We start from the raw sequence: 24,736 nt of genomic DNA, 5'->3' as shown, positions 1-24,736 counted from the left end.
ACTTACCTTAATATTTTTCAAGATAAGGCTTATCAGATTTTTTGAGTTCGCGCTTTATAAAATCATACATCAAGGAAGTGGATACAAACACTGATGAATAAGTTCCAAAACCGATGCCTACCAGAAGGGCGAAAGTAAAGCCTCGTATAGTTTCTCCCCCGAATACAAAAATGACAAAAAGCACAAAAAGCGTTATCAAAGAGGTATTTATTGTACGGCTTAAGGTACTATTAATCGCCTCATTGGTCATTTTTCGAAAAGGTCTGCGCGGATTTTCTGAAATATATTCGCGAATACGATCATAAACGATAACAGTATCATTAATTGAATAGCCTATTACTGTCAATATAGCAGCGATGAACGCTTGATCTATCTCTAATGAAAAGGGAAAAAATCCATAAAAGATAGAAAATACTCCAAGAACTACCAGGGCATCATGCAACAGGGAAATCACCGCTCCGAGGCTAAATTGCCATTTTCTAAATCGAATAAGGATATAAATGAAAACTACCAAAAGCGAAAAGAACACAGCCAGAAAAGCCCCATTGGTAATATCCTTAGCCACTGTAGGTCCTACTCTTACCGAAGAGAGTATGCCTAAAGATTGCCCTTCATTTACATTCTTGAAATCTTCCATGCTTAAATACGCGGGTAAATATGACTTTAAAGCGGTATAAAGTTTTTCCACAAGCTCATCATCCACTTCCGGATTATCTTCAGTAGCTTTGTATTTGGTAGTAATTTTTAACTGGTTGCTCTTTCCGAATACTTTTACCTCAGGTGAGGAATGACGGCCATTTTCAATGAGTACCCTCCCTATTTGATCAGCAGCTTTCTCAGGTGTTAGAACGCGATCAAGTCGTATAACATAAGTACGCCCCCCTACAAAATCTACCCCGAGATTTAAACCCCGACTCGCCAGGGAAATCAATCCGATGACCATAAGAATCGATGAAAAAATATAGGCATATCTGCGCTTTGAGAGAAAATCCCAGTGGATATTTTTCAAAAAATATTCGGTTAGCTTGCTAAAAAAAGAAAGATGCTTTTTTTTGGAAAAGTGGCATTCTATAAACCATCTGGTCAACCATATGGCCGAGAAAAGCGAGGTAAAAATACCGATGATCAAGGTAGTTGCAAAACCTTGTATGGGACCTTTTCCAAAGATGAATAGTATAATACCTGTTAAAAGCGTGGTAAGCTGTCCGTCTATAATAGAAGAAAGCGCTCCTTTAAAACTGTAACTCTCATCAATGGCTTTTCTGAGGGACTTCCCTTTATGAAGCTCTTCCTTTACGCGCTCATAAAGCAAGATATTGGCATCTACGGCCATGGCGAGTGTTAGTACAATACCGGCGATACCCGGAAGGGTAACTACCGCTCCCAAAGATATGAGTATACCAAATAAAAATAACAAATTGAATACAAGAGCCAAATTGGCGTAAAGGCCGGCTGTGGTATAATAGATCAGCATCCATAAAAATACTGATCCTAAGGCGATAAATGAAGAGTTTAGACCGCTTTGAATGGCTTCTTTGCCTAATGAAGGGCCTACGATTTCAGCCTGTATGATTTTAGCCGGAGTAGGCAATTTCCCAGCGCTTAATACATTGATCAAATCATCCGCTTCCTGAATGCTGAAATTTCCTGAAATCTGCGAGCGTCCGTCGGGAATCATCGTATTCACCACCGGAGCGGTATATACTAAATCGTCAAGAACCACCGCGATTCTTTTGTTGACGTTTTTCTCGGTAATACGCCTCCATTCTCTGGAGCCTTCGGAATTCATCCGCATATTAACGATCACCTTGTTAAACTGATCGAAGGACTTTTCAGAATCTACCACTACATCTCCATTTATAGCGGGAGCGCCATCAACTCCGGATCGGATAGCAAACAGGGTAAATTTTTTTTTACCGGTAGTATATTCCGGCTTGGCCGACCAGAGAAATTTCGCGCTGCGCAAATAAGCAGGTCGCAATTCTGTTGCCTGGGGATCGCTCAATATTTTATTGACAAGATCTATATTTTCCGCATCTACTAGGCCTATATTCCCTAAACGGAGTGCTTTTTGAATATTCAATAATTCAAAAAAACTTCCCTTCTTTACTTTATCAACAGCTTCTTTTTCTTTAGCAAAATTTTTCTTTTCAATGATCGCCTCTACTCGATTCTTAGATAATTCTGGAGAAGAATAAAAACTGGTAGATTTTACCCGGTGTAAAAAACGTTTGTTCAGCAACTCAAGATAGGCGTACACCTCTTGCGGCTGATACACTTCGTAAAAGTGAAGTTGGGCAGTGCTTTGCAATAGCTTCTTGACACGATCTATATCTTTTACTCCCGGGAGTTCGACAAGAATACGACCAGAGCGCTTCACGCACTGTATATTGGGTTGCGTTACCCCAAAACGATCTATGCGCGAGCGAATTACATCATAAGCTGTAGCGATAGAGGTTTCCACTTTTTGCCGGATAACTTTTTCAACCATTTCATCAGGACTGCTATAATCAACCTGGTCCACCAGGGATTTTTTACCAAAAATCTCTGAAGAGCTTAAGTTAATATTAGATTTCTGTATCTTTTTCTGCTCTTGAAAAGCCAAAAAAAACAGTTCTAAATAATCGGAAGCTCCGCTGGCTTTTTGTTTATTATCAGCCTGATTAAGAGCGGAAATAAAAATTGGATTCTTTGAATTTTCTGAAATTTTCAAAAGCAAGTCGCGTTCAGAGATCTGCAAGATTACATTGATACCGCCTTTGAGATCAAGTCCCAAATTAAGGGAACGATTTTTGGCATCTGCATAATTGTACTCGAGAAATAAAAAATTAGTGGTGTCTTTAGAAATCGAATCCAGGTACTGCTCTTTTTCAGAATTCCCCTTGGTATAAGCCGATGCCTGTTTTTCTATCTTAGAAGCATAATAAGTAAAACTTAAATAATACAAACAAATCAGCGATAATACAATAGATACAAATGCAATAAAACCTCTTTCTCTCATCCCCTTACGGTTTTTATGAATTGACGAGCAAATATAAATCTTAGATTCCATGAAATACGAAAAATATATTTGAACGACACTTTTATGTTGATAATGTTTATTAAAAACAATTATACTATTTCACAAATAAAACCGAACAAAATTCTTTTGTGCGTTACAAAAGAGAAAACCCAAATAAAAAAGCCATTTCCTTTCACAAAATACCTTATCGGAAACCTTTATAAAGGGCTATTTTAAAGATCTCTTATTATTAAAAAAAACTCTAGTAGATCTAGACATACCTTATATTTCTTTAAAGAAATCTTACCCCTGATAAGACAAAGACATTTTTCTTTTAGAAAATGGGAAGAAAAAATTTATACCAAATGGGTATTTAGAGTGCTTTTTCCAGGCAAGAGATTGATTTAAACAGCTTGTTTCATCCTCAGAAAAGATTACTCTCGCTAGAGTTCTCAAGCTTGCTGGATGACCAGAGAATATGATAAAAATGATGAGATAAAAGAAGAAGGATTCGGCAATTTTAGGCTCTTCTGATGAGCAACTTTCCCCTGAATAGTTAATAGGGAGGTGCTCTATGGAATTCGTACGCTCCTCAACAGGAGCTTCAATGGAAAATAGGGGAGTTTATTAAAAACATATTTGTAATTATGCAAGCTCGTTAAGCAGATTTTCTTAACTGTAAAATATAAATATTTTAAGAAAATCAAGCTTTCTAATAATATAACAAAGAAAAAATATCTTTTGAATACTTCAGGAGTTCTCGCGGCCTCCTAACAAGGGGAGTCCTACTAAGAAGCTAAACTGCACAGATCAACGATATACAAGGTAGCACGGCCATACTCCAGTTCATTAGGTCTGTGAGAGCACATCCCCAGGTAGTTTGCCCTGTTTTCTGATCATCATAAAAGGGACATTTAAACGTTGAGCTACAAAAGATCCAAATAAAAAACCACGACTTTCGATTCCACAGACCGAATCTACCTCTCCCTGAGAACAGTTATAGAATTCCTCAACGATGTCTTTGTGCAAATTAGCGTCGGCCAAAACCGGCTTATATCACGAAAAATTATTCCTTTTTTAGGAAAATCAGGAATTTTTGAAATAGTTTTTTTTGTAAACGTATTGAAAGCATCCTTAAAAAATTGTATTACAAAAAAGGCAAAGCCAGAATTCTCTTTACTTTTGTGTCATATCAAAGCAATGGCATGGATCCGCTCAAAAGAATACTGGCTTACTCTACCCCCTACAAATCTCGTTATATTTTAAATATACTGTTTAATGCCTTTTATTCTTTACTCTCGGTAGTTTCGGTGGTTTCTATAGTCCCTGTGCTTAGCTTATTACTGGATATACCCGTGGAGAGATCCTCAAACACTCTTTCAGGGCCGTTTTCTCTTGCAAGAGTTCTTATAAACGACTACATACTTAAATTTTCTTCCACCTACGAAAGGATAAACGCTCTGGCAATCTTTTGCGCGCTTACGGTCTTTTTATTTTTACTGAGAAATATTTTTCGCTATTTTGCTGAGTACTATATGGTAAGCATACGTGCTTTTGTAGTGGGCGATATACGCAATGATTTTCACTCTAAAATACTCAGCCTGCCCATCTCATTTGTATCCAATCGTCGAAAGGGAGATTTACTTTCACGAATTTCAAATGATGTAAATGAGCTCGAAAACGCCATCGTAGCTTCTTTGGCCAATTTGATCAGCGCTCCCATCATGTTGCTCTTTCATCTAGCAGCCTTATTGATGATGAGCTATCAGCTGACATTATTCGCTTTTATCGTACTTCCGCTAATTGGTGGTCTTATTTCGATAATCGGAAAAAGTCTCAAACGAGATGCGCAAAATGCGCAATCCGAGCTCGGCAAACTTTTTTCCGTTATTGAAGAAAGTCTGAACGCAATTAAAATTATTAAAATATTTAATGCTGAAAATCAAAGGAAAAGGCATTTCATGGAGGTTGCAGAGCAACAGAAAAAATGGATGACGCGAGCTAATCAAAAAAGAGAACTCGCCTCGCCGATGAGCGAATTTCTGGGATCGGTTATGATGATTTTTATTGTATGGTATGGAGGCAAACTCGTCCTTGAAAAAAAAGGAATGGCCCCAGAGGTTTTTCTACCCTTTATCGGACTTTTTTTTCAGCTTATCAACCCGGCTAAAGATTTAGCCGGCTCTTTGTCGAATCTGCAGAAAGGGAGAACTGCCGCGGCGCGTGTCATGGAAATTATCGATGCGATAGATCCGATTGAAGAAAGCTCTGTAGCTCAACCCATAAGCGCTTTTACAAAAGATATCATCTTTAGAAATGTTTCGTTTAGTTACGATGGTATGCATCCGATCCTTAAGGGTTTTAATCTGAAGATTTTACAAGGTCAAAGTATCGCGCTGGTAGGATCATCGGGAAGCGGAAAATCTACTATTGCCAATTTGCTGGGGTGCTTTTACGATGTTCAGGAAGGTGAGATTCTTATCGACGGTAAAGACATCCGGAAGTTAAAAATAAAAGATTACCAGGGGCTATTTGGTATGGTTACGCAAGATCCTATTCTTTTTAACGATACAGTATTTAACAATATCGCACTGGGTATAGAAAATCCTTCCCAGGAGCATGTTGTTCAAGCAGCTAAAACGGCCAATGCGCATGAGTTTATCGAAGGATTGTCTGATGGTTATGAAACCTTTATAGGCGATAGTGGAAATAAGCTCTCCGGAGGACAGAGACAAAGACTGAGCATTGCAAGGGCAGTGATGAAAAACCCTCCGATCATAATTCTTGACGAAGCGACTTCTTCTCTTGACAGCGTATCGGAAAAAACCGTTCAAAAAGCCTTGGAACGCATTATGAAAGAGCGCACCTCATTAACTATCGCTCACAGACTCTCTACGGTTCAAAACGCAGATTATATCATCGTTCTGGAAAAAGGAAAAGTAGTGGAACAGGGAAAACACGAGGAGCTCATGGAAAAAAATGGCGTGTATAACCGTTTGGTTTCGTTACAGAGCCTTTAACAGTGTAAATAAGGCAAAAGATTTTAATAAAAAATTATAAAATAATGCTCAGGCTTGAAATTTTCATAAAATTTCTTTGTCCTGTGTTAGTGTTATCTCAGGTTGATCAGCCTTTATAAAAAATCTTTCAAATTTAGGTTTTTTAAGTTTTCCGAAAAAATCCATTTATAAAAATAAATAACCTCAAGGTGATCAAAATAAAGGATAAAAAAATTTTATACTTATTTTATACGAGTTAATTCGTGATTTATTTCTAATTGGCGAGCTCGCCAATTAGAAATAAATCTTGGATCTTCTATACTATCCCTTAAGTCTCGAATTTCTCTCTTGTTTGATATAAGGATAGAGATCTTCTGAGTAGTGGTATAATTGTAAAATCCTATTCTTAAAAGAATAATATCTTATAAGTTCATTTTATCTTATGTATTGTATGATTATGAGCCTCACGTCTTTTTTTTCTCACAAGCTTTTTCGACTTGATCTTCATATTCCCATATATGAAGCACATTTTGCCTTTTCGTATATCATCAGTGCATTGATATTGATAAATAAACCCGTCCTTGCGAATACGTTTAACTTATTTCCTCTGAAAAATTTTATATGTTATGTGTTGGTGAGGAATTCCTTTAATTCTGAATTAAAAATTAAACACCTAAAATGTTTACGAAACATATTAGCAATAAGCATAATTCACTTATTATCTTCTTTATTTACCTCATTAAAATATTAATGTTCCGATTAATAGCGAAATAGTAAATATAATCGTTGTGTATTTATTGCAATCCCTCCGAGGTTACTATATCAGGATTCTTTTTCTATGGAGATATATGATGTATATTAAAATAGTTGTTTAAAAAACATACTATTCAAGAGAGAAAAAATGTCCATAAGGCGAAAAATATACCTATCATAGGGTGAAAGAATAGTCTTAATATTAAAAGGTATCTTCTCAAATTTATATTCTATATAAGAATATTCACTAATGTATACTCATGCGAGTATATGCCAATAAAATCAAGGTTTTAAGAAAATTCTCCTTTGCTCATGATTTCATGTTATTGCAATTATAGACATATTTGTCGGCAAAACAGCGACAAATTACTTCCGTAAATTTAATAATTCTCAACAACGACAGTCCCTCTCATATATACCTCAAATTGATAAAGGGACGAAACCTCGATATCAGGATACGAAACTACATTCTTATCAACCCCAAAAACTGGAATAAGAAAAATCAACGTGTAAGAAACATAGCCTCGGTTCATCAGAAGGATTTGATCAACGATACTCTTGAAAAGCTTTCCGCCTATCTCTTTGAACGCATGAATGAAGATCATATAGCCAGACGCACCATTGACAGCGTATGGGCAAGAAAAACGCTAGCCGATTTCTTCGGCGGATCTTATGAAAAAGATAAAGCTATCTTTGTAACGGAATGGATGGAAGAATACATAGAGCCCCCCTTTCTAAAAACACCATATCAAGCTATAAAACTACCCTAGTCAATCTTAAAGCTTTTCAGGAGTAATATTCCGATGACGATGAAAATAGCCAGTAAAAATTCCTTTATTTTCATGTCATTGTTATTTGAAGAAGCAATTATGAACATACTATGTTGTATTATTAATAAGTAAGAATTTTTTATTAATATTTTATTTAGTGATTGTTTATTTAATATATATTCAGTTTTATTTATATCCTGTATCGCACTTGGGGGAGATGTAAAAAAAGGAAATAGTAAATTATTTAGAATTCGTTGTGATAATTTATATAAATTGTAAATCAATCTAAATAAACTAAATATATTTTGTTTACATAATTCATAGAATGAATCTATTATGAATGTTTCAAGTAATCTAAAAGAAATACGAGCAGAAATTGGCAGTAAAATACAATTAATAGCAGTTTCTAAAAAACAAACCCTCTCCTCTATAATAGCCCTTTATGATGAGGGTCAAAGAGATTTTGGTGAAAATTACATTCAAGAATTAACTGAAAAATATCAAAAACTACCCAGGGATATTCGCTGGCATATGATCGGTAAAATACAGAGCAATAAGCTCAAATATATAGCCCCTTTTATATATATGGTACATAGCATAGAAAAACTCTCACATTTACAAACTCTCGAAAAAGAAGCAGCTAAGCATGCCAGGATCATTCGTTGTCTTTTACAGGTAAAAATCGCACGAGAGTCTTCAAAATCAGGTATGACCACTAAGCAAGTCAGGGATCTTATAGATGCTTTTGAATATTGCTCTATGCCGCATATTCAACTTTCGGGTTTGATGGGTATAGCTTCCTTTACAGAAGATCAACAAAAAGTGTGCGAAGAATTTAATAGACTGAAAAAAAATTTTAAAGAACTCAATAAAAATGATCCAAATTTTAAGGTTCTTTCTATGGGCATGAGCTCAGATTATCTATTAGCTATCGCGTCTGGTAGTACCATGGTGCGCATAGGCAGCAAACTCTTTGGCGAGCGTACACAATAAAAGAGCTTTACGGGAAGTTTTAATAATTATCAGAAGAACCTCTAAAATTCCAGATCAGCACAAAACGAAGAGAGTTTGCGAGCTGGTTGTTTTTAGCTGTCGCCCCTGTAGGTACTAAATAGGAAACATCCAGATTGAAATCGTTATAAGCTATCCCCAAACCCAAAGTGGTGTATTGTCGACCACCTTTTTCAAGAGCCTCGTAAAAAATAACCTCCTATAAATTTAAAAGCTTTGTTGAATAGGTATTCCATGCCTAGGCTGTAAGTAATCTCTTGAAGTTCTTCTTTAAATCCATCCGGAGCATCACTAAAATGAATTGGTAATTACCTTCATAAGATTTTTCTCTGGAATTTTACCGTCTTTTACGGGAGTAGGTACAACTAATTTATTCAATTCCAGTCCTATGGTGAATTGATTGGCCTCATCGAAAATAAATTCATAAGAGCTTCTCAGACGTAAATTAGTGGGTAAATAAACTCCGCGTGTTTCATTTAAAGAGTAGCTTAATTTTGTCCTATGTTACTAATATTAAACCCCAAGCGCACCCGCCATTCCGTTTAATCTTCGATAATTGTTTGCTTGCCCCTCATAATAACCACCGAGATCCACTGCCAGGGAACTTACCTGCTTTCATATCTTGATATTTATTGGCGTCAAAATTAGCCATGCTGTTAAATATATCTGATCTTATATAATACAGGCTTACTGCCATGGCGTAAAAGTCTGAGAGTTTCATGTCGTGGGAAAAATCCAGAGAAAATTCATTGGGTTTCGCTGTGCCTTTGTTTACAATTTCATTTCCTATGAGCTCTCTTAATTCGACATTACCTATTTTGAAGTAAAAATACTAGCACCCATTATGCTGCGTTGTTATTGATCTAAAAAAGTATGAAAGCTCCCGTTAAGTAGAAAAATATCTTTGGTAATTTTACTCAGATAGTGGGTATAAGCAATGACTGCTGAGGAGTAATTTTTACTAAAAGCGTATTTTGCCGAATTCCAATACTTCGAGAAAGCATCCTACGTGGTAACCGTATCCATATCCCCCGATTCGCGTGCCGACGGCATGGGGGATATGCGCTGAAAATAGTTCCGGTTCGTATAATACGTCTCGGTATTTGAGATTTTAAATATAGTGGAACGTATAAGTGTGAAATTATTGAAAACATCAACGAGCTAATTCTCATATTTTATATCCAAAAATAAGTTTTTACTATTGATGTAGTACTTTTTTATTCTTTACTGGCTCTGATTTTTTTCTAAATGGAGAAATGCTTAGATTTGTAATCTACTTTTTGACCCTTTTAATGGCTGCTTAAAAAATCATAACTTAGTGACAAAGACGTTTTTCTTAAGAACAGTACCCTTTCTCCTGATAATTTTCTTACTTTCTTGCTCCCCTGGCAGAAAAAAACACGAAAGTATTACCGGTTGGAAGCTTAATGATCCGAGAGATTGGTTTTTTTCTTTTAAAAAAACAAAGTATAGCCCGAAGTCTGGAATGGTTGAAATTCCAGGAGGTACTTTTGTTATGGGATGCTCTCAAGACGATCTTACAGGTGACTGGAATAATTCACCCCTTCGCATGCAGGTGCCTTATTTTTATATGGGCGATACTGAGGTCAACAATGAAGAATATAGGCGTTATTTAAGCTGGCTTAAATATGTCTTTCCCCCAGAAGATCCTTCGTTTACGGAAATTTATTATGGAACTCTTCCAAAAACTTCTTTTCAGAAAGTCAAATTAGAGAGCAACGATATCTTTGGGGAAGATTATTTTACACATCCAGCCTTCGATGCTTATCCGGTGGTAAACATCAGTTACTTACAAGCCAGTCGCTACTGTGAGTGGCTAACGGACAGAGCCAATGAAAAAATCCTTATGGATAAAGTTGTATTATTAAAAGATCTTTATTCTAATCCTGATTATGTATATGGCGCGAAGTATTTCAATACGCAAATTGATAAATCAAATCCCCGGGAGCTCTTTGATAAGGACACTGAAGGAATCGATCTTCTAAAGTCCGAATCTTCAAAAGATTCTAATCTCCGTTTGAGATATTTGGGGCAGTATGATGGTTTGCTCGTCTCTAAATTTCGTTTACCTACCGAAGCTGAATGGAAGTATGCCGCTTTGGATCTCGCCGAAAAAAGAGTTTATAATTCTTATAAAGGAAAATTACCTTCTGCTCAAAGAATTCGAGCTTATGATGGAAAAAGATGCGGAGATTACAGCGGTATAGCGGGATGGGCTAATGATGGTTCATTGATATCCAATCAGGCAAAGAAATACCCATTTAATGATTTTGGGTTGTATGGGATGTACGGCACACCGGAGTGGACTGCTGATATCTATCGTCCTGTTATCGATGATAAAACCAGTGATTTTAATTACCATCGTGGCAATGAATATCGAAAGGATATTATTGAAAATGGTCATCCCGATCGGGTAAATAGTGTAAGAAAAGAAATAAGAGGAGACGATAAGGATTACCGTGATGGAGAAAAGGCGTCCACCATTGATCCAAATTCTTCCAAAGCTGATCAGAAAGAGAATATATACAACGCGCCCGTTCACAATTTTATTGTCGATGCTCAGAGGGAAGTAAAAGTGCTCAAAGATAAAAAGAAACGGACCTCTGTCATAAGTAACCGTCTGCGCGTAATTAAAGGCGCTTCCTGGCGTGATGAAGTTTACTGGACTTCCGGGGCCGAAAACACGTTATGGATCAAGGAGAATCCACCAATTGGGTAGATTTTCGCTTAGTGTAAGATAAGCCTGGGCGAAGGAAAAGAGGACATCACTAAAAGTTCGATTTTATTATTCTCTTTAAAACACTTTAATACACTTTAATACTTATCAATGTATACTGATACAGAGGCTTTATATGAAGTATTCCTAGAGAGCACCTCTGTATTCACAGATAGTCGGTGTATAGTAGATAAGGGGCTTTTTTTTGCTTTAAGGGGAGATAGATTTGATGGAAATCATTTTACAGAGGAAGCGCTCGCTAAAGGCGCGCATGCCGTCGTTACGGACGATATTCACTTTGTTTCACATTTTCCAGAGCGTGTTTTTTACGTCAAGGATACCGTTTGTGCGCTTCAGCAATTAGCTGCTTATCATCGAAGTCGATTGGATTTGCCCGTGATTGCTATTACCGGAAGCAATGGAAAGACTACCACTAAGGAGTTGATTGCGAGAGTACTTTCTAAGAAATATAAAACGCTTTTTACCCAGGGTAATCTAAATAATCATATCGGCTTGCCGCTTACGCTTTTAAAACTTTGTAAAGCTCATAAAATAGCCGTGATTGAGATGGGCGCAAACCATTTGGGTGAAATCGCAATGCTTTCTCATATCGCGCGACCCGATTATGGTTATATCACTAATTTCGGCAGCGCGCATCTAGAAGGATTTGGTGGAAGAGAAGGGGTTATACGAGCTAAATCTGAACTCTATGACTATTTAAGATTGCATAAAAAAACAGCTTTTGTATATGCCGATGATCCTCTTCAAATGCAAAAAAGTCAGGGTATTTCGCGTTATTTCTTTTCTAAAAATGAAAACATGGGTATTTGTGTAAAATTATTGACCGATAACTCTCAGGGTGTATACTTGTCTTTTAAAAAGACACCTATTCAAAGCCATTTAACGGGTGTTTATAATTTCATAAATCTCTCTGCAGCTATCGCTATAGCTGATCGTTTTAAAGTTTCAGCTCAAGAAATTAAAATGGCTTTGGAGAGTTATTATCCCGATAACAATCGCTCTCAATACTTTAAAAAAGGTTCGTTGCATGTTTTTTTAGATGCTTATAACGCCAATCCAAGTAGCATGGAAGCAGCCATTGCTCATTTTGAACGTCTAAAAGGTACTAAAACCGCTATACTGGGAGACATGCTCGAGCTTGGGGTTTACTCAACTCAGGCACATCTACAAATCGTTAAAAGGCTACAAAATACCGATATATCGCAATTTTTTTTGATAGGTCCTAATTTTTCAAAGGTTAAAATTCAAGAAGACAGGATACGATATTTTCCTCATCGCCAAGTGTTGGAAAATTTTTTAAAAATACATCCTATACCTACAGATCACCTTTTAATCAAAGGTTCACGAAAACTGGCTCTTGAAAAATTAGTCCCTCTTCTTTAGAAAAACATATTTTTGTGAAAACGTGGGATAAGGATTAACTTTATATCCCGATCCATTATATGCTTTAAGTTATTTTTATTTAAAATGAAGAAAATTACCAAGGACACCTATGTGCAGTGGTTTACCGATATGTCTTTTTGGAGAAGGTTTGAAGATAAATGTCGTTCTCTGTATCTTAAACAAAAGATAAGAGGATTTTTGCACTTATATAACGGAGAAGAAGCTATCCCTGCGGGCTTAACACACGCTATGGATATGAGCAAAGATCGCATAATTACCGCCTATCGCTGCCATATTTTGTCTATGGCCATGGGCGTAGACCCTAAAAAAATCATGGCCGAGCTCTTTGGGAAAGTAACGGGCACCTCGCATGGCATGGGGGGCTCTATGCATATTTTCAGTAAAGAACATCGTTTTTATGGAGGGCATGGCATCGTTGGCGGGCAAATTCCTTTAGGAGCGGGTGTTGCTTTTGCCGATAATTATTTCAACAGAGGTGCCGTAACGCTTACCCTTATGGGGGATGGCGCTGTTCGTCAGGGATCGCTTCATGAGACTTTTAATTTAGCAATGACATGGAAACTCCCAGTGGTTTTTATCTGTGAAAACAACCAATATGCTATGGGTACTTCTGTAGAGCGAACCACCAACTTACAAGATATTTATAAAATTGGCTTGTCTTATGATATGCCTTCAGCTCCGGTAGATGGCATGGATCCGGTAAAAGTAGCTGAAGCTTCCTATGAAGCTATCGATCGGGCTAGATCAAGTAAGGGGCCTACCTTTTTGGAAATTAAAACTTATCGATACAGAGGTCATTCTATGTCGGATGCGGAACCTTATCGAAATAAAGATGAAATCGAGCAATACAAAAAACAAGATCCTATTTTAAAAACAAGAGATCTTTTGTTGAAAAATCAATGGGCTGACGAAAGTCAACTCAGTATTATAGAAGAGCAAGCCAAAGAAAGGGTAGAGGAATGTGTTCGTTTTGCTGAGGATTCTGATTTTCCTCCACTTGAGCAGATGTACGATTTGGTGTATGAGCAGAAAAATTATCCTTTCTGGGGTAGAATATAGTAAAAACTAAAATAATAAATCATTTAAAGCTATACTTAAAGGAAATATAGAAACAGAAAAAGCACATGGCAGAACTGATCACCATGCCCCGTCTAAGCGATACAATGGAAGAGGGCACTGTAGTAAAATGGCATAAACAAACCGGAGATAAAGTTTCTGAAGGTGATTTGCTTGCTGAGATCGAAACGGATAAGGCCGTTCAGGAATTTGAATCAGAATATGACGGCTATCTATTACATCTGGGCGTACCTGAGGGTAAGAGCGCCGCTGTAAATACTGTATTGGCTGTCATAGGAAAAAAAGGAGAAGATATCTCTGAATTGCTCTCGGGCAATTCGGTACAACCAGGTCAAGAATCATCAGTAAATACAGCAAATAAGAAATTTGAAACATCTCCGGCTTCTAAAGCAAAAGATCTTCCCAAAGGATTAGAGGTTATCACCATGCCCCGTCTGAGCGATACGATGGAAGAAGGCACTGTGGTAAAATGGCATAAACAAACCGGAGATAAAGTTTCTGAAGGTGATTTGCTTGCTGAGATCGAAACGGATAAGGCCGTTCAGGAATTTGAATCAGAATATGACGGCTATCTATTATACCTGGGTGTACCTGAGGGTAAGAGCGCCGCTATAGATACTGTATTAGCTGTCATAGGCCCTCAAAGGATAGATATGACGAATATACTACTAAGTTCTATAGGAAAAAAGAATGATGCAAATCAAGCTCAGATCGATTTTTCATCTCTTACCGCAGAAAAAAATAACGCATCTAAAGATAAGAATCAGGCCATTTCCGCAAATGACGGCACACGAATTTTCGCTTCGCCCTTGGCTAAAAAAATAGCGCAGGAAAGATCTATTTCACTAGCTGAGATCAAGGGAAGTGGTGAAAACGGTCGCATTGTAAAAAAGGATCTAGAAAACTATCAGCCCCAAGCCACTCAGAAAATTCAAAATCTAACTCTTACGCAAACTCTACCTTCTCGGGTAATTTCTTCACCGAAATCTCGCGAGGTCCCTAATTCATCTATGCGTAAAATTATTTCCAAACGTCTGAGTGAATCTAAGTTTGCCGCTCCACATTATTATTTGATGATAGAGGTGGATATGCAAAATGCCGTTCAGTCAAGAAAAGCCATTAATGAGAATTTAAAATATGGGAAAATATCTTTTAACGATCTGGTGATCAAGGCAGCTGCCATGGCTTTAAAAATGCACCCTCAGATCAATACTTCTTGGCAGGAAGATAAAATTATTTATCATGGGGACATTAACATTGGTGTCGCTGTGGCTGTTGAAGATGGTTTATTAGTTCCGGTGATCCTACAGGCTGACCAAAAAAACCTTCGCGAAATATCTGCCGAGGTGAAAGATAAAGCCGGCCGTGCCCGAGTGCATAAAATGCAAACACAAGAAATGGAAGGAAGCACTTTTACCATTTCTAATCTCGGAATGTTCGGTATAGAAACTTTTACTTCCATTATCAATCAGCCCAATTCTTGTATACTCTCGGTAGGGGCTATTTTAGAAAAACCTGTTGTAAAAAATGCTCAAATTATTCCTAGAAACCTTATGAAGCTCAGCCTGGCTTGCGATCATCGTACAGTAGATGGAGCTACGGGAAGCGCTTATTTACAAGAGCTTAAGAAGCTTCTGGAAAACCCCGTTGTGATGATCGCTTAAAAATTTTCTTTAAAAAATTACTTTTTAGTAAAGAAAAATTTTATAGAGCCTTTTTGTAAAAAAGTATAGTGGTTATGGAGAGATTCTGATCTAAACGAAGGCAATGTTTTTAATAAAACCTGTTGCAATTAATAATACTATCTAATTAGGATTTGATTATAATATATTTTAGCGCTTTTTTATACCTGATTCTTTTTTATTTATAAAATAAACTATCTTCCACGGCGTGGAAATGATCGTCATCAAATCCTTTACGGGGGTAAAAAAGAGATGATCTTTAAGAATAATACTTGAGGATACGTTTCGGATATTATAAAAATTTTCGGTGATTTCAATCCTATGTCTCTTGAGAGTTGTTGTACATTCGTTTGTAGATTAATCAACAGAGATTCTAGTATTTCAGAAGGCACCATATTAAAAATATTTATATAATTGATGCATGAAAATGATTATTAAACTAGCTCTTTAGCAAGGTTTAAAATTAAGACTCTCATTGACAATCTCGAAAAAGATCAATTGAAGTGTTCTTGAATTTATATATGATAATTTATAATTATATTTCATATAATTATAATATTAATTTGTCATAAAACTTGATATATTTTATTGAATTAGAATTGTCTATACAGTTTTTTATTTTTAAAAAGTAAATAGTTTTAATGGATTTTTTATCCACCATAATATATAACCTATATGATATAAACATGCTATAAAGATACCTTTTAAAAAAAATAATTTGTTCTTCTGCATAGCAGAAGAACATGCTTATAAAACTTGTCTGGGTTAGAAATCAGATGAATTATTTCTTTACCTATACTATATAGGGAACAAAAATTTCGTTATATAAAAACCAAAAAGGTTATAGCCTAGAGTTTGTGCCCACGACTGGATTCGAACCAGCACATCCTTTCGAATACCACCCCCTCAAGATGGCGTGTCTACCAATTTCACCACGTGGGCTTCAAATGCCTTGCAAAGCTATTTTATTTTAACAAGAATATCAATAAATAGTCAAGGAAACGGAAGGAAAGATTTAAATCTGAAAATTTAGTCGACGGACTGTTTGTTTGTCGAAGTGTTTATAAAATCTCTCATAGAAATAATAAGTATAGAAGATAAAACTAATAAATTAACCAAGAATTCCCCAACGACTTAATAGGCTCATGCAAATAGAAAAACCCTAAAATCACCCCAAAAACAGGTTCTAGCGATAAAAAAGAGTCCCCCTTATTGCTTTTTCCATCCCTGTCATTCCTTTGTTCCAAAAAAGGCTGGAAAGCAAACTACAATTTATACCCAAATAAACCAAAGCGAAAAAATTTGAAAAACTCCAGTAAACATGCCAGTTACGTACTAAAAATAAAAAGTCAGCAGTAAAATCATTTTAAGGATAATTATAATAGAAGTATACAACTCTTTTTTTACAATTTTTATTATATCACTCAAAATTTTAAACCAGAAGCCTAACGCTATAATGGGAAAAATCAAAAAACAATTAAAGTAGCTAATAATCAAAAGATTACACATAACAATCGCTATAACGGCGAGCGCTGAAAAACTAGCGAGGATAAGGTATAACTCATATCTATAAACTGCAACAAAAAATTACCTGGATGTATAAAAATGAACTAACCAAAATTTTTTTCAGCAATTTTTTATTATTTATAATCGGCTCTTTTGATGAACCGAGTCATAAGAAAAACTCAAGCGATGAGAAACCTTTCTGAGGTAACCAATATCGGATCGATTCCATCTATAGCTAGTTTACTTTCGGTAAAGTAAATTCCCAAAAAAAACTGCTGCTAAAAGAAGAAATAAAAAAAAATTTTTTATATAATTATAGATTTAAAATCGCTAAATTTTTAAAAATAACAACTATATTATATAAGTATAAAAATTATATATTTTTTTAAGAAAACATAACGATTTACTTTCGGAGAATTTTATTGTTAAAACTAAGGTGTAGCTATTGAAACGGACAAGACTTTTCCATTGTAAAACTTTTGTCCTTCCAGTGAAAACCTATAGATGTAGTCAGCTATTTCCTCAGGGATTAAAGATGCCTTATAATTCGGGAAGGCCTGCGCCAGCATCTCCGTCTGAACTGAACCTAAAGCCAAACAATTGATTATAGGCCCGTCAGATTTGAACTCTTCAGAGAGAAGTTCTGTAAGATTGCAAAGCGCTGCTTTCGAAGTGGTATAAGCAGCCAAACCGGGAAATTTTTTGCTCCCCTGCACAGCACCTATGGTACTGATATTAACGATGTGACTGCTGCGACTCATCAGGGGGGTTAAAATACGGATCATTCGTATGGGGGCAAGAGTGTTCAGGCTAAAAGAATACTCAAAATCTCCGTCACTTAAATTTTTAAAAGGTTTCCGAATGAGATAGCCTGCATTGTTGATCAATATATCTACACGATCCCAATGCGGGATTGCTTCAAGAATTCGCTCATAAGAAGAAATTTTTGTGAGATCTAAAGACAATATATGCTTTTGTGGTATATCTGAGAGCAAGGATAAATGATGAATATCCCTTGAAATTCCTAATACTTCATGTCTATTGTCTAAAAAATTTTTGAACAAGGCATAACCTATACCCCGTCCAGCTCCTGTGATAATTACTCGTTTGCTCATTGTGAGATTTCTTTAATATTTTAAAAATATTTTTTTAAAGCAGATAAACCTTCTATAGTTAAATTTTCTATCATGATAGATCTCTATTTTTCCCTGCCTACCTGTATTTGAACAGCTGCGTCAGGTCGATTTTTATAGTATTTCTGACTAAAAAGCGTCTTAGACATTACGGAAATTCTCCACTAATCTTAAACGAAACTTTTTTAAAGAATCTATTTTTTGAAATATATATATCCAGAGAAGAATCAAAAAAGATTTTCCCATACGAAGTTTATTTAAGTAATTCAGTTTAATATGTTAGACTGTATGGTTCAATGAAACTACAAAATATAATTCGAGCATTGCAGTCTCAGTTCCACTTCATAGTTAAAGATCAAAATGCATTCTATACTAATATATGCTAAGCGAATTAAAAGTTAAGATAGTTTGAATAAAGGTACATCTAAATGAATTGTTGGTTCATCCAACAGAAGGATTGAAGTTTCCCGGGCCAAGAATACAAGCAATCATAGTGCATTGACATTCTCCATTACTTAGTTCATAAATTTTCGCTTTTTATATCAGAGAACTTGATAAGCTCTAAGGATTATTATATAACGTACCGATCTTGTATATCAAGTTCAATAAAATATACCCTAAGGGGGGGTATACGACATGAACTTACCGGCTCGTAATATTGTCAAAGCAGATGGTTTATATGCTTTTCCGGACAGAGCGACTCATGTATCGAGATTTTTTTGAAGGAGACATAAAAGATAGATTTTCTCCTTACAGAAAAGATTCTCCTGACAAACCGAGCTGAAAGCCGAGTAAACTTTTCATCAAAGTGGATTTTCTAGAGCCATTTTTGCTTAAAACATTTATTAAAAATTCGTTACTTGCTGAATATTAATTCCTAAAATCAAAAAATGTTTTTTAAATCCGGAAAAGTATCCCATAGAAAAATCATTTGTATATGAAAGATTCATTTAGTTTAGCTATTTGACTATTTTAAAGAGGATATAAATAATAAACGACGCTGCCAAAAATGGGAATTGAATTTATCAAAAGTACTCCTAGAAACAATTTGCTCAAAAATTAGCCCATAATTCTATCCTATGTGAATTTTTATTTGCTCAGAGGGTATGTATTCTTTAGTTTTTTATTTTTATGAGGTTATGTTGCTACTAAAAGTAGAGGTGTCTTATACTGAAGTACTGATATATTTTTTGTTTAAAAACACAAATATATATCTTTTAAATTATTGTTTTACACAATTATCATTATAAAAATTAATTTTTTTGATATATTATAGATTATAATCTACGCAGATCTTTTGTGTGTAATTCACTTAAAAACGCGGAAGATTTAAGTTCGTTTTTTAAAGAGTAGAAAATATGCTGAACGTAGAGTTAGATGCGCATTTAGATAATCAAAAGCATCACAAAACAACCACAGGAAATTACCGTAACGTCGGGCATGCAAGTAAGAAAATAAAATTATCATTTAAAGAAAATCAAATATAAGTTCCTCAAGATAGATAGGGTAGCATTGAGCCCTGTACTTGTTCCCAAAAGACATAATATCATAGAGGACTTGGAAAACATTATCATCTCGTTTTACGCTAAAGGAATGATTGTAAACGATATAGAAGAGTAAATCAAGAAAATTTATAATTTAATTTTGATATATCTACCTCCGCCATATCGCGAATTACCAATGCTCTAGCCATTAAAGTGACGACCTGGAAGAACAGGTCCTTGGAGAGTAAATATCTGATTATTTGCTTCGACGGAATTAAAGTACATGAGAGCTCAAAGGTGATTAATAAAACGATTGATCCACCTCACTTCACTTGGCCGCCTGCAAAGTCCAGGTAGAGACAATCAAAGCTCTTGTAGCCGGCGGGAGCTGATACAGAGGTTAAAAACCATTTTGGGGCGAAACACCGATTTGTTCGTCATTTCAATCAAAAAGATATAAGGTTGCGCAATCACCCCACTTGATTTTTTTACTCAAAAGAACAAAACAGAGTTTATAAAGACTATCATAGCGGAAAGGGATGATGTAAATAGGTAAAAGTTGTTTTTCAGAAACTCCGCTTCATTGGGCAGTTAATAATATTAATGCGGAAGCCATCAAAACTCTTCTTGAGAGAGGTGCTAATATAGAGGTTAAAGACGATACTGGAAAAACTCCGCTTGATGTCACGGTTTTTATCCGAAATACAGAGATTATAAAGCTTCTTCTTAATAAAGGAAGTTGATAAAGAAACTAAAGGATGATGATCACCAAACCCCATTTCTTTTTTGTAAGGTTTCAAATTGTGGTTGAAAAGCTATGGTCTCACCTTATGTTCTGTCTTTTAGAATTTGCGCCTTTTATAGCCTAATTTCTGTTATTTTTTCTTATGTTCCTTAACATCAGTAAACCAATATACCGACAGTAAAAATACCTATGATAATTAATATTATAAATATTTTTTTTGGAAAAATAGCAGAATACTTTTAAATATTTTATACAAGAAATTCGCAATTTTATTAGTTGAATTTTTTAAACCTGCTTGGGGTTCTTCAGAAAAGCTTTCCTGAAAAGAATCTTTTATAGTATCAAAATTTATAGGTTTTCCATACATACGAACTTTATCAAAGGTGTTTTTTGCACAAGGCAAAAGTACCCAAAACACGATGTAAATGAGTACGGAATGCAGAGGTGTGAAAAAAATATAACTAATAAGCACACCAAAAATACATGAATACCTGAGTAAACAGCGAACCCATACACATCCCTGCAATGTATTTATCGTCTTTATTTCTAAAGAGCTTTTTTGATCCTGAAGAAGTTTGTACAAATATTTTTTGATGTTTAGTTTTTTCATCTTCATCTCCATAAGTTTCGGTCCTTCCCATCTCATGGATAATTTTTCCACATCCTCTTTTGTAACCGATTTCCTCTCTTGGAATTCTGCTTTGATCGGCTCTGAGATTTGTTATTCAGCATCATATATGATTTCCTTTACCTATACAATCTTATTCATGATATGTTTTTTTAGTGAGTTCAATAATAGATCGATATGATTCTTCCCAGGTATTCTGTAATTCTTTCAATGTTTGTTGATCTTTTTTTGTTAGAGAGTAATATTTTCTGGGAGGTCTAGATAAAGATTCTTTCCAGCGGTAATGCAATATTTCTGACGATTTAGCAAAAGATATACAGTGCCCTCAACGACCAGAAGTTGAGCTTTAATATTCCTATATTTGAAGTATAAGCTTCGTCATGCCTGAGGATGCTCAAGAATACAAAATTCTAAAATTTCTTTTCTCATCTGCGATTTAGTGTTCTACATATTCATAGCCTAGTAATATGTAATGCATATACATATTAAAATTTAACTGCCATGAAAAGCATAGTAATATGTGTAAAGTGTTATCAAAAAATAAAAAGCTCTAAGATCAGTCTTGTGGGGCTTTATTATTTTTAGTAGAATATGTCTCAGATCTTACAACACCTATCATCATCATAAGCATAGAACCTAAAATAACGATCAATAAAGTATTCTCTTTCACCAACAAAAAATCAAGTTGATTGCGTGCGCTCAGATGTTCATAGAATTGCAGAAACAATAGAATACTTATCAAACCTCTTGGTGATATGAAAAATTCCGGCATCAGCTTGCGCGGCTGGGTAAAGCCCAGATAAATCCCTCTGACAGCAGAGATGATCAACAAAATAACGCCCCCATATAAATAAGCATCCAAATGAGTAATCCGCTCAAGATCAATTGAAAATCCAAAAAATAAAAAGAAAAAAGTACGAATTAAAAAAGCGCTTTCAGCGGTCAATACAAAAAATTGTTGCAAATCCTCTTCCGCTTTTTCAATAGGAACATAACGTTTGATTTTTTCAGGAACGATACGCTGGGCATTTTTTAGAAATAGTCCGAAGAAAAATATGATGATCAAGGTAGAGAGATGGTAATACTTTCCGATGAGGAAGGTAAGGATGAGAATCGAAAGAATCAGGAAAAATTTCACGTGATGGCTGATTCTGGCTATTAGCTGTAGTAAAAGGTAAGTAACTACCAGCGAAGCGATAAATACTAAAAAAATATCCATCCCAAGTTGTCCGAAAGCTTTAAGCTGTATACTATCGTTACTAACGATAAAGTTAAACAAAATGATTCCCCAGATATCTGAAAAAGTCGATTCATAGATAATAAATTCTTTCTTTGATTTTTTCAAAGCACGGACGCTTGGGATAGCTACCGCGCTGCTTATCACTCCAAAAGGAACCGAGTGTTGCACGCATATAAGAAAAGGGACTTTGTAGTCTGAAAATAAATAAAAGCCGTAGGCTATGGCTAAAGAAGTGAAGATCAAAATCATCAAGGCCGCTAAAAGGCTTCGTATAATCAGATTTTTTTTCTTAGAGGTTATTTTGAGCTCGAGTGCACCTTCAAGAACTATTAATATCAAACCTATATTTCCCAAACTAGGTAAAATTTCTTTCATAAAAGGCTCCGGAATTTCATAATTAAAGGATTTCGCTAAAACTTTGAGTGCCATACCTGAAAGGATCAGTAAAATCACCGAGGGAAATTTGGTTTTTCGAGCTACCATATCAAAAAGATACGAGGCGATGATAAGTAGGCAGAAAAGGGAAATTAATATACTATAGTTCATGTAGCCGTATTTGGTGAAGGATCAAAATTAACCCATATTGATTACATTTGAGCAAGTAAAAATTTTAGATGCAACAAGATCAGGAGCAAGTCATATTGGTAGATTCTAAAGATCAGCCTCTTGGCTTTATGGAAAAATTACAGGCTCACAAGGTTGGAAACCTACACCGAGCCATTTCCGTATTTATTTTCAATAACCAGGGTCATTTGATGATACAGCAACGCTCTCTTGAAAAATATCACTCGAGCTTGCTTTGGGCCAATACTGCTTGCAGCCATCCATATAAGGAAGAAAGCACTGAAGTAGCTGCTCATCGTCGGTTAAAAGAGGAAATGGGTTTTGATTGCGTTTTACGGAAAGAATTCTATTTCACCTATAAAGCTAAGCTTGACAATAGCCTCACCGAACATGAATTCGATCATGTTTTTGTTGGGAATTACAATGATGTTCCCTTACCCAATAATCAGGAAATTGCTTCCTGGAAATGGATCCCTTTAGATGAGCTTCGAGAAGCTATCAGGGAATTCCCGGAAAAATATGCTGTATGGCTTAAAATTATCCTCGAACAACATTTAAATGAACTGATTTTATGAACCGAAGAGTTACCCTTAGTAGAAAAGCACATTTCTGCGCTGCACATCATTTATTCAATTCTCAATGGTCAAAAGAAAAGAATACTGAAATTTTTGGAAATTGTATCCATCCCCATGGACATAATTATGAGCTTATCGTAAGCCTCAGAGGGATTCCAGATTCACAAACAGGTTTCGTCTTTAGTATCGAGGACCTTAAACGAATTATTTACGAAGAAATAGAAATGCTTTTCGATCACAAATATTTCAATAAAGATGTGGAGTATTTTCGTTATGTAAACCCCTCTACCGAGAATATCGTTATATTTATATGGGAAAAGTTGAGAAACAGAATTCCTAAGGAAATTTCACTGAAAGCAGTTTTATACGAAACTGAAAGAAATTTCGCTGAATATTCCGGTGACTCCCATTTTTAATCCTCTGATCTGTAAAAACAATCGTGCTTTATTGGTAGTTTCAATTTAGAAATTTTATAATGTCATTTATAGTTTTTGACTATACTGTACTAACACCTGATTAAACAACACATTAAAGCCTAATCTCTTAAGGAAGGGCTACTACCATACTATCTTAACCCATGCCACTTTGAAAGTGAACGAATCCTTTATGGAGGTCATGTTATCTATATTTATCACCCCGATAAAGACAAAGACCTCTAAAGTGGTTTAAAGACGAACTCTAGAGAGAAAAAGCTTACTACCAAAACAGTCCGATATAGGCAGCCTATTGATTATAAAACAAAGCGACAAAGAAGAGAAACAAAAACTTAAAAGTTTTTTATATTTTCCTTAGATTTTCGCTTATCTTTTTTTAGTTTTGGAAACTATAACCACAGCTAAAGCCAGAAGAACCTACGTTATCGATGTGCACAACTCTCTTGCTAAGAAGATAGGAAAGGAAGAAGCAGATATCCTTACAAGCCTATTTAGAAGATACCATACCCGCTCAGATAGAGAACAAAATACAGTTATCTCGCCACCAAGAAAGATATGGCTAAGGTGGAATCAAAACTTAGTGAAGATATCGCTAATGTTAAAAACGAAGTGGATAAGGTAGAGGTTAAGTGCGAACTTAAAGACGCCACTCTAAATGTACAGCTTAAGATGGAAGAGAATTTAAAGGGTCAAACGGGGTATGCTCGCCACTATCATCACCATAGCGCTGGACGCGCTGCCTTTGTACTTTAGGAGGTAGAGCGTTTTTTATTAAAAATAAAAGATTAATAATTAAGATTCTAGTAGTTTGCTAGAAAAACGAATACCTAATTCATCTATAAACTGAAAATCATCTATACATCTTATATTCATGTTTATCGCAAACATCAGGGATTCTAATGTGATTTATCGAATTACGCAGAAAGAAAACTCAAAACTCTCGTAGCACTATCCCACGAAGTGTGTAAACAG

At 35.5% G+C, this 24,736-nt stretch carries 17 protein-coding genes, 1 tRNA gene and 3 pseudogenes; 12 read left to right on the top strand and 9 right to left on the bottom strand.

What is annotated here, in order from left to right; all coding sequences use genetic code 11:
- Positions 1–7: 7 nt before the first annotated feature.
- Positions 8–3,052 carry a protein translocase subunit SecDF gene (secDF, locus tag CS842_RS01370; protein ID WP_241518408.1) on the bottom strand — a complete coding sequence of 1,015 codons (3,045 nt, stop codon included), beginning with the start codon at positions 3,050–3,052 and terminating at the stop codon, positions 8–10.
- Between the two features lie 798 nt (positions 3,053–3,850).
- Positions 3,851–4,045: a phosphoribosyltransferase family protein gene (locus CS842_RS07080; protein WP_103327058.1), complete on the bottom strand. Its 195-nt coding sequence runs from the start codon at positions 4,043–4,045 to the stop codon at positions 3,851–3,853.
- A gap of 98 nt (positions 4,046–4,143) precedes the next feature.
- Here CS842_RS07080 and CS842_RS01360 point away from each other — a divergent pair, with 98 nt between their 5' ends.
- The 3 genes from CS842_RS01360 to CS842_RS01350 all read left to right on the top strand — a co-directional run bounded on the left by CS842_RS01360 (position 4,144) and on the right by CS842_RS01350 (position 8,516).
- Entirely contained in the window at positions 4,144–6,021 is a 1,878-nt protein-coding gene (locus CS842_RS01360; protein WP_322746657.1) for an ABC transporter ATP-binding protein, read from the top strand.
- Between the two features lie 1,076 nt (positions 6,022–7,097).
- Positions 7,098–7,523, top strand: coding sequence for a hypothetical protein (locus CS842_RS01355; protein ID WP_103327056.1), 426 nt, complete (start codon positions 7,098–7,100; stop codon positions 7,521–7,523).
- Positions 7,524–7,859: 336 nt separating this feature from the next.
- On the top strand, positions 7,860–8,516 hold the full coding sequence (locus CS842_RS01350) for a YggS family pyridoxal phosphate-dependent enzyme (protein WP_103327054.1): 657 nt from the start codon (positions 7,860–7,862) through the stop codon (positions 8,514–8,516).
- Positions 8,517–8,825: 309 nt separating this feature from the next.
- Here CS842_RS01350 and CS842_RS07745 read toward each other — a convergent pair.
- From CS842_RS07745 to CS842_RS07735, 3 genes and pseudogenes are all read right to left on the bottom strand, one after another.
- Positions 8,826–8,987: pseudogene (locus tag CS842_RS07745) on the bottom strand (type IX secretion system outer membrane channel protein PorV); the annotation flags it as partial.
- Positions 8,988–9,105: 118 nt separating this feature from the next.
- Positions 9,106–9,351 (bottom strand): hypothetical protein, encoded by a 246-nt coding sequence (locus CS842_RS07740; protein WP_410468532.1) that lies wholly within the window; start codon positions 9,349–9,351, stop codon positions 9,106–9,108.
- A 38-nt stretch (positions 9,352–9,389) separates the two neighbouring features.
- Positions 9,390–9,527 (bottom strand): annotated as a pseudogene (locus CS842_RS07735) (type IX secretion system outer membrane channel protein PorV); the annotation flags it as partial.
- A gap of 325 nt (positions 9,528–9,852) precedes the next feature.
- On the opposite strand from CS842_RS07735, the gene CS842_RS01345 reads away from it, so the two are divergent.
- The 4 genes from CS842_RS01345 (at position 9,853) to CS842_RS01330 (ending at position 15,437) form a co-directional block, all read left to right on the top strand.
- Positions 9,853–11,274, top strand: a complete 1,422-nt coding sequence (locus CS842_RS01345; RefSeq protein ID WP_103327052.1) for an SUMF1/EgtB/PvdO family nonheme iron enzyme — start codon at positions 9,853–9,855, stop codon at positions 11,272–11,274.
- A gap of 108 nt (positions 11,275–11,382) precedes the next feature.
- The gene (locus CS842_RS01340; protein WP_103327050.1) at positions 11,383–12,675 is read left to right on the top strand and encodes a UDP-N-acetylmuramoyl-tripeptide--D-alanyl-D-alanine ligase; all 1,293 of its coding nucleotides are present in this window, start codon (positions 11,383–11,385) and stop codon (positions 12,673–12,675) included.
- An 84-nt stretch (positions 12,676–12,759) separates the two neighbouring features.
- Positions 12,760–13,755 (top strand): pyruvate dehydrogenase (acetyl-transferring) E1 component subunit alpha, encoded by a 996-nt coding sequence (pdhA, locus tag CS842_RS01335; RefSeq protein ID WP_103327047.1) that lies wholly within the window; start codon positions 12,760–12,762, stop codon positions 13,753–13,755.
- 65 nt (positions 13,756–13,820) lie between these two features.
- Positions 13,821–15,437, top strand: coding sequence for a dihydrolipoyl dehydrogenase family protein (locus CS842_RS01330; RefSeq protein ID WP_103327045.1), 1,617 nt, complete (start codon positions 13,821–13,823; stop codon positions 15,435–15,437).
- An 876-nt stretch (positions 15,438–16,313) separates the two neighbouring features.
- On the opposite strand, the gene CS842_RS01325 is transcribed toward CS842_RS01330, so the two are convergent.
- Positions 16,314–16,397: transfer RNA gene (locus CS842_RS01325), tRNA-Leu, on the bottom strand.
- 995 nt (positions 16,398–17,392) lie between these two features.
- Positions 17,393–18,076 carry an SDR family NAD(P)-dependent oxidoreductase gene (locus CS842_RS01320; RefSeq protein ID WP_103327042.1) on the bottom strand — a complete coding sequence of 228 codons (684 nt, stop codon included), beginning with the start codon at positions 18,074–18,076 and terminating at the stop codon, positions 17,393–17,395.
- A 1,287-nt stretch (positions 18,077–19,363) separates the two neighbouring features.
- Here CS842_RS01320 and CS842_RS07730 point away from each other — a divergent pair.
- Positions 19,364–19,893: pseudogene (locus tag CS842_RS07730) on the top strand (transposase); the annotation flags it as partial.
- Positions 19,894–20,126: 233 nt separating this feature from the next.
- A complete protein-coding gene (locus tag CS842_RS07725; RefSeq protein ID WP_103327997.1) occupies positions 20,127–20,321 on the top strand; it encodes an ankyrin repeat domain-containing protein in 195 nt (64 codons plus the stop codon).
- 463 nt (positions 20,322–20,784) lie between these two features.
- On the opposite strand, the gene CS842_RS06465 is transcribed toward CS842_RS07725, so the two are convergent.
- Together CS842_RS06465 and CS842_RS01295 are read right to left on the bottom strand one after the other, a co-directional pair.
- Positions 20,785–20,964 (bottom strand): PspC domain-containing protein, encoded by a 180-nt coding sequence (locus CS842_RS06465; RefSeq protein WP_146037422.1) that lies wholly within the window; start codon positions 20,962–20,964, stop codon positions 20,785–20,787.
- 543 nt (positions 20,965–21,507) lie between these two features.
- Entirely contained in the window at positions 21,508–22,737 is a 1,230-nt protein-coding gene (locus CS842_RS01295) for a cation:proton antiporter domain-containing protein (protein WP_103327038.1), read from the bottom strand.
- A gap of 68 nt (positions 22,738–22,805) precedes the next feature.
- Between CS842_RS01295 and idi the strand changes: the two genes are divergently transcribed.
- The 3 genes from idi to CS842_RS01280 all read left to right on the top strand — a co-directional run bounded on the left by idi (position 22,806) and on the right by CS842_RS01280 (position 24,517).
- Positions 22,806–23,330: an isopentenyl-diphosphate Delta-isomerase gene (gene idi, locus CS842_RS01290; protein ID WP_103327035.1), complete on the top strand. Its 525-nt coding sequence runs from the start codon at positions 22,806–22,808 to the stop codon at positions 23,328–23,330.
- Positions 23,327–23,746 carry a 6-pyruvoyl trahydropterin synthase family protein gene (locus tag CS842_RS01285; RefSeq protein WP_103327032.1) on the top strand — a complete coding sequence of 140 codons (420 nt, stop codon included), beginning with the start codon at positions 23,327–23,329 and terminating at the stop codon, positions 23,744–23,746. Before idi ends, CS842_RS01285 begins: the two co-directional genes overlap by 4 nt.
- 573 nt (positions 23,747–24,319) lie before the next feature.
- Positions 24,320–24,517 carry a hypothetical protein gene (locus tag CS842_RS01280; RefSeq protein WP_103327030.1) on the top strand — a complete coding sequence of 66 codons (198 nt, stop codon included), beginning with the start codon at positions 24,320–24,322 and terminating at the stop codon, positions 24,515–24,517.
- Positions 24,518–24,736: the final 219 nt, after the last annotated feature.

The sequence above is a fragment of the Bacteroidetes bacterium endosymbiont of Geopemphigus sp. genome (genome assembly GCF_002904345.1).
Classification (GTDB): domain Bacteria; phylum Bacteroidota; class Bacteroidia; order Flavobacteriales; family Blattabacteriaceae; genus GSPS2-BC2016.
This window is presented reverse-complemented; position numbering and strand designations above follow the sequence as displayed.

Excerpts from the sequence above, each read along its gene's own strand:
- CS842_RS01350 (WP_103327054.1), top strand. The coding sequence starts at position 7,860 with ATGAATGTTTCAAGTAATCTAAAAGAAATACGAGCAGAAATTGGCAGT.
- CS842_RS01280 (WP_103327030.1), top strand. The coding sequence starts at position 24,320 with ATGGCTAAGGTGGAATCAAAACTTAGTGAAGATATCGCTAATGTTAAA.
- idi (WP_103327035.1), top strand. The coding sequence starts at position 22,806 with ATGCAACAAGATCAGGAGCAAGTCATATTGGTAGATTCTAAAGATCAG.
- CS842_RS01295 (WP_103327038.1), bottom strand. The coding sequence starts at position 22,737 with ATGAACTATAGTATATTAATTTCCCTTTTCTGCCTACTTATCATCGCC.
- CS842_RS01285 (WP_103327032.1), top strand. The coding sequence starts at position 23,327 with ATGAACCGAAGAGTTACCCTTAGTAGAAAAGCACATTTCTGCGCTGCA.
- secDF (WP_241518408.1), bottom strand. The coding sequence starts at position 3,052 with ATGGAATCTAAGATTTATATTTGCTCGTCAATTCATAAAAACCGTAAG.
- CS842_RS01320 (WP_103327042.1), bottom strand. The coding sequence starts at position 18,076 with ATGAGCAAACGAGTAATTATCACAGGAGCTGGACGGGGTATAGGTTAT.
- pdhA (WP_103327047.1), top strand. The coding sequence starts at position 12,760 with ATGAAGAAAATTACCAAGGACACCTATGTGCAGTGGTTTACCGATATG.
- CS842_RS01340 (WP_103327050.1), top strand. The coding sequence starts at position 11,383 with ATGTATACTGATACAGAGGCTTTATATGAAGTATTCCTAGAGAGCACC.
- CS842_RS06465 (WP_146037422.1), bottom strand. The coding sequence starts at position 20,964 with ATGGGAAGGACCGAAACTTATGGAGATGAAGATGAAAAAACTAAACAT.
- CS842_RS01330 (WP_103327045.1), top strand. The coding sequence starts at position 13,821 with ATGGCAGAACTGATCACCATGCCCCGTCTAAGCGATACAATGGAAGAG.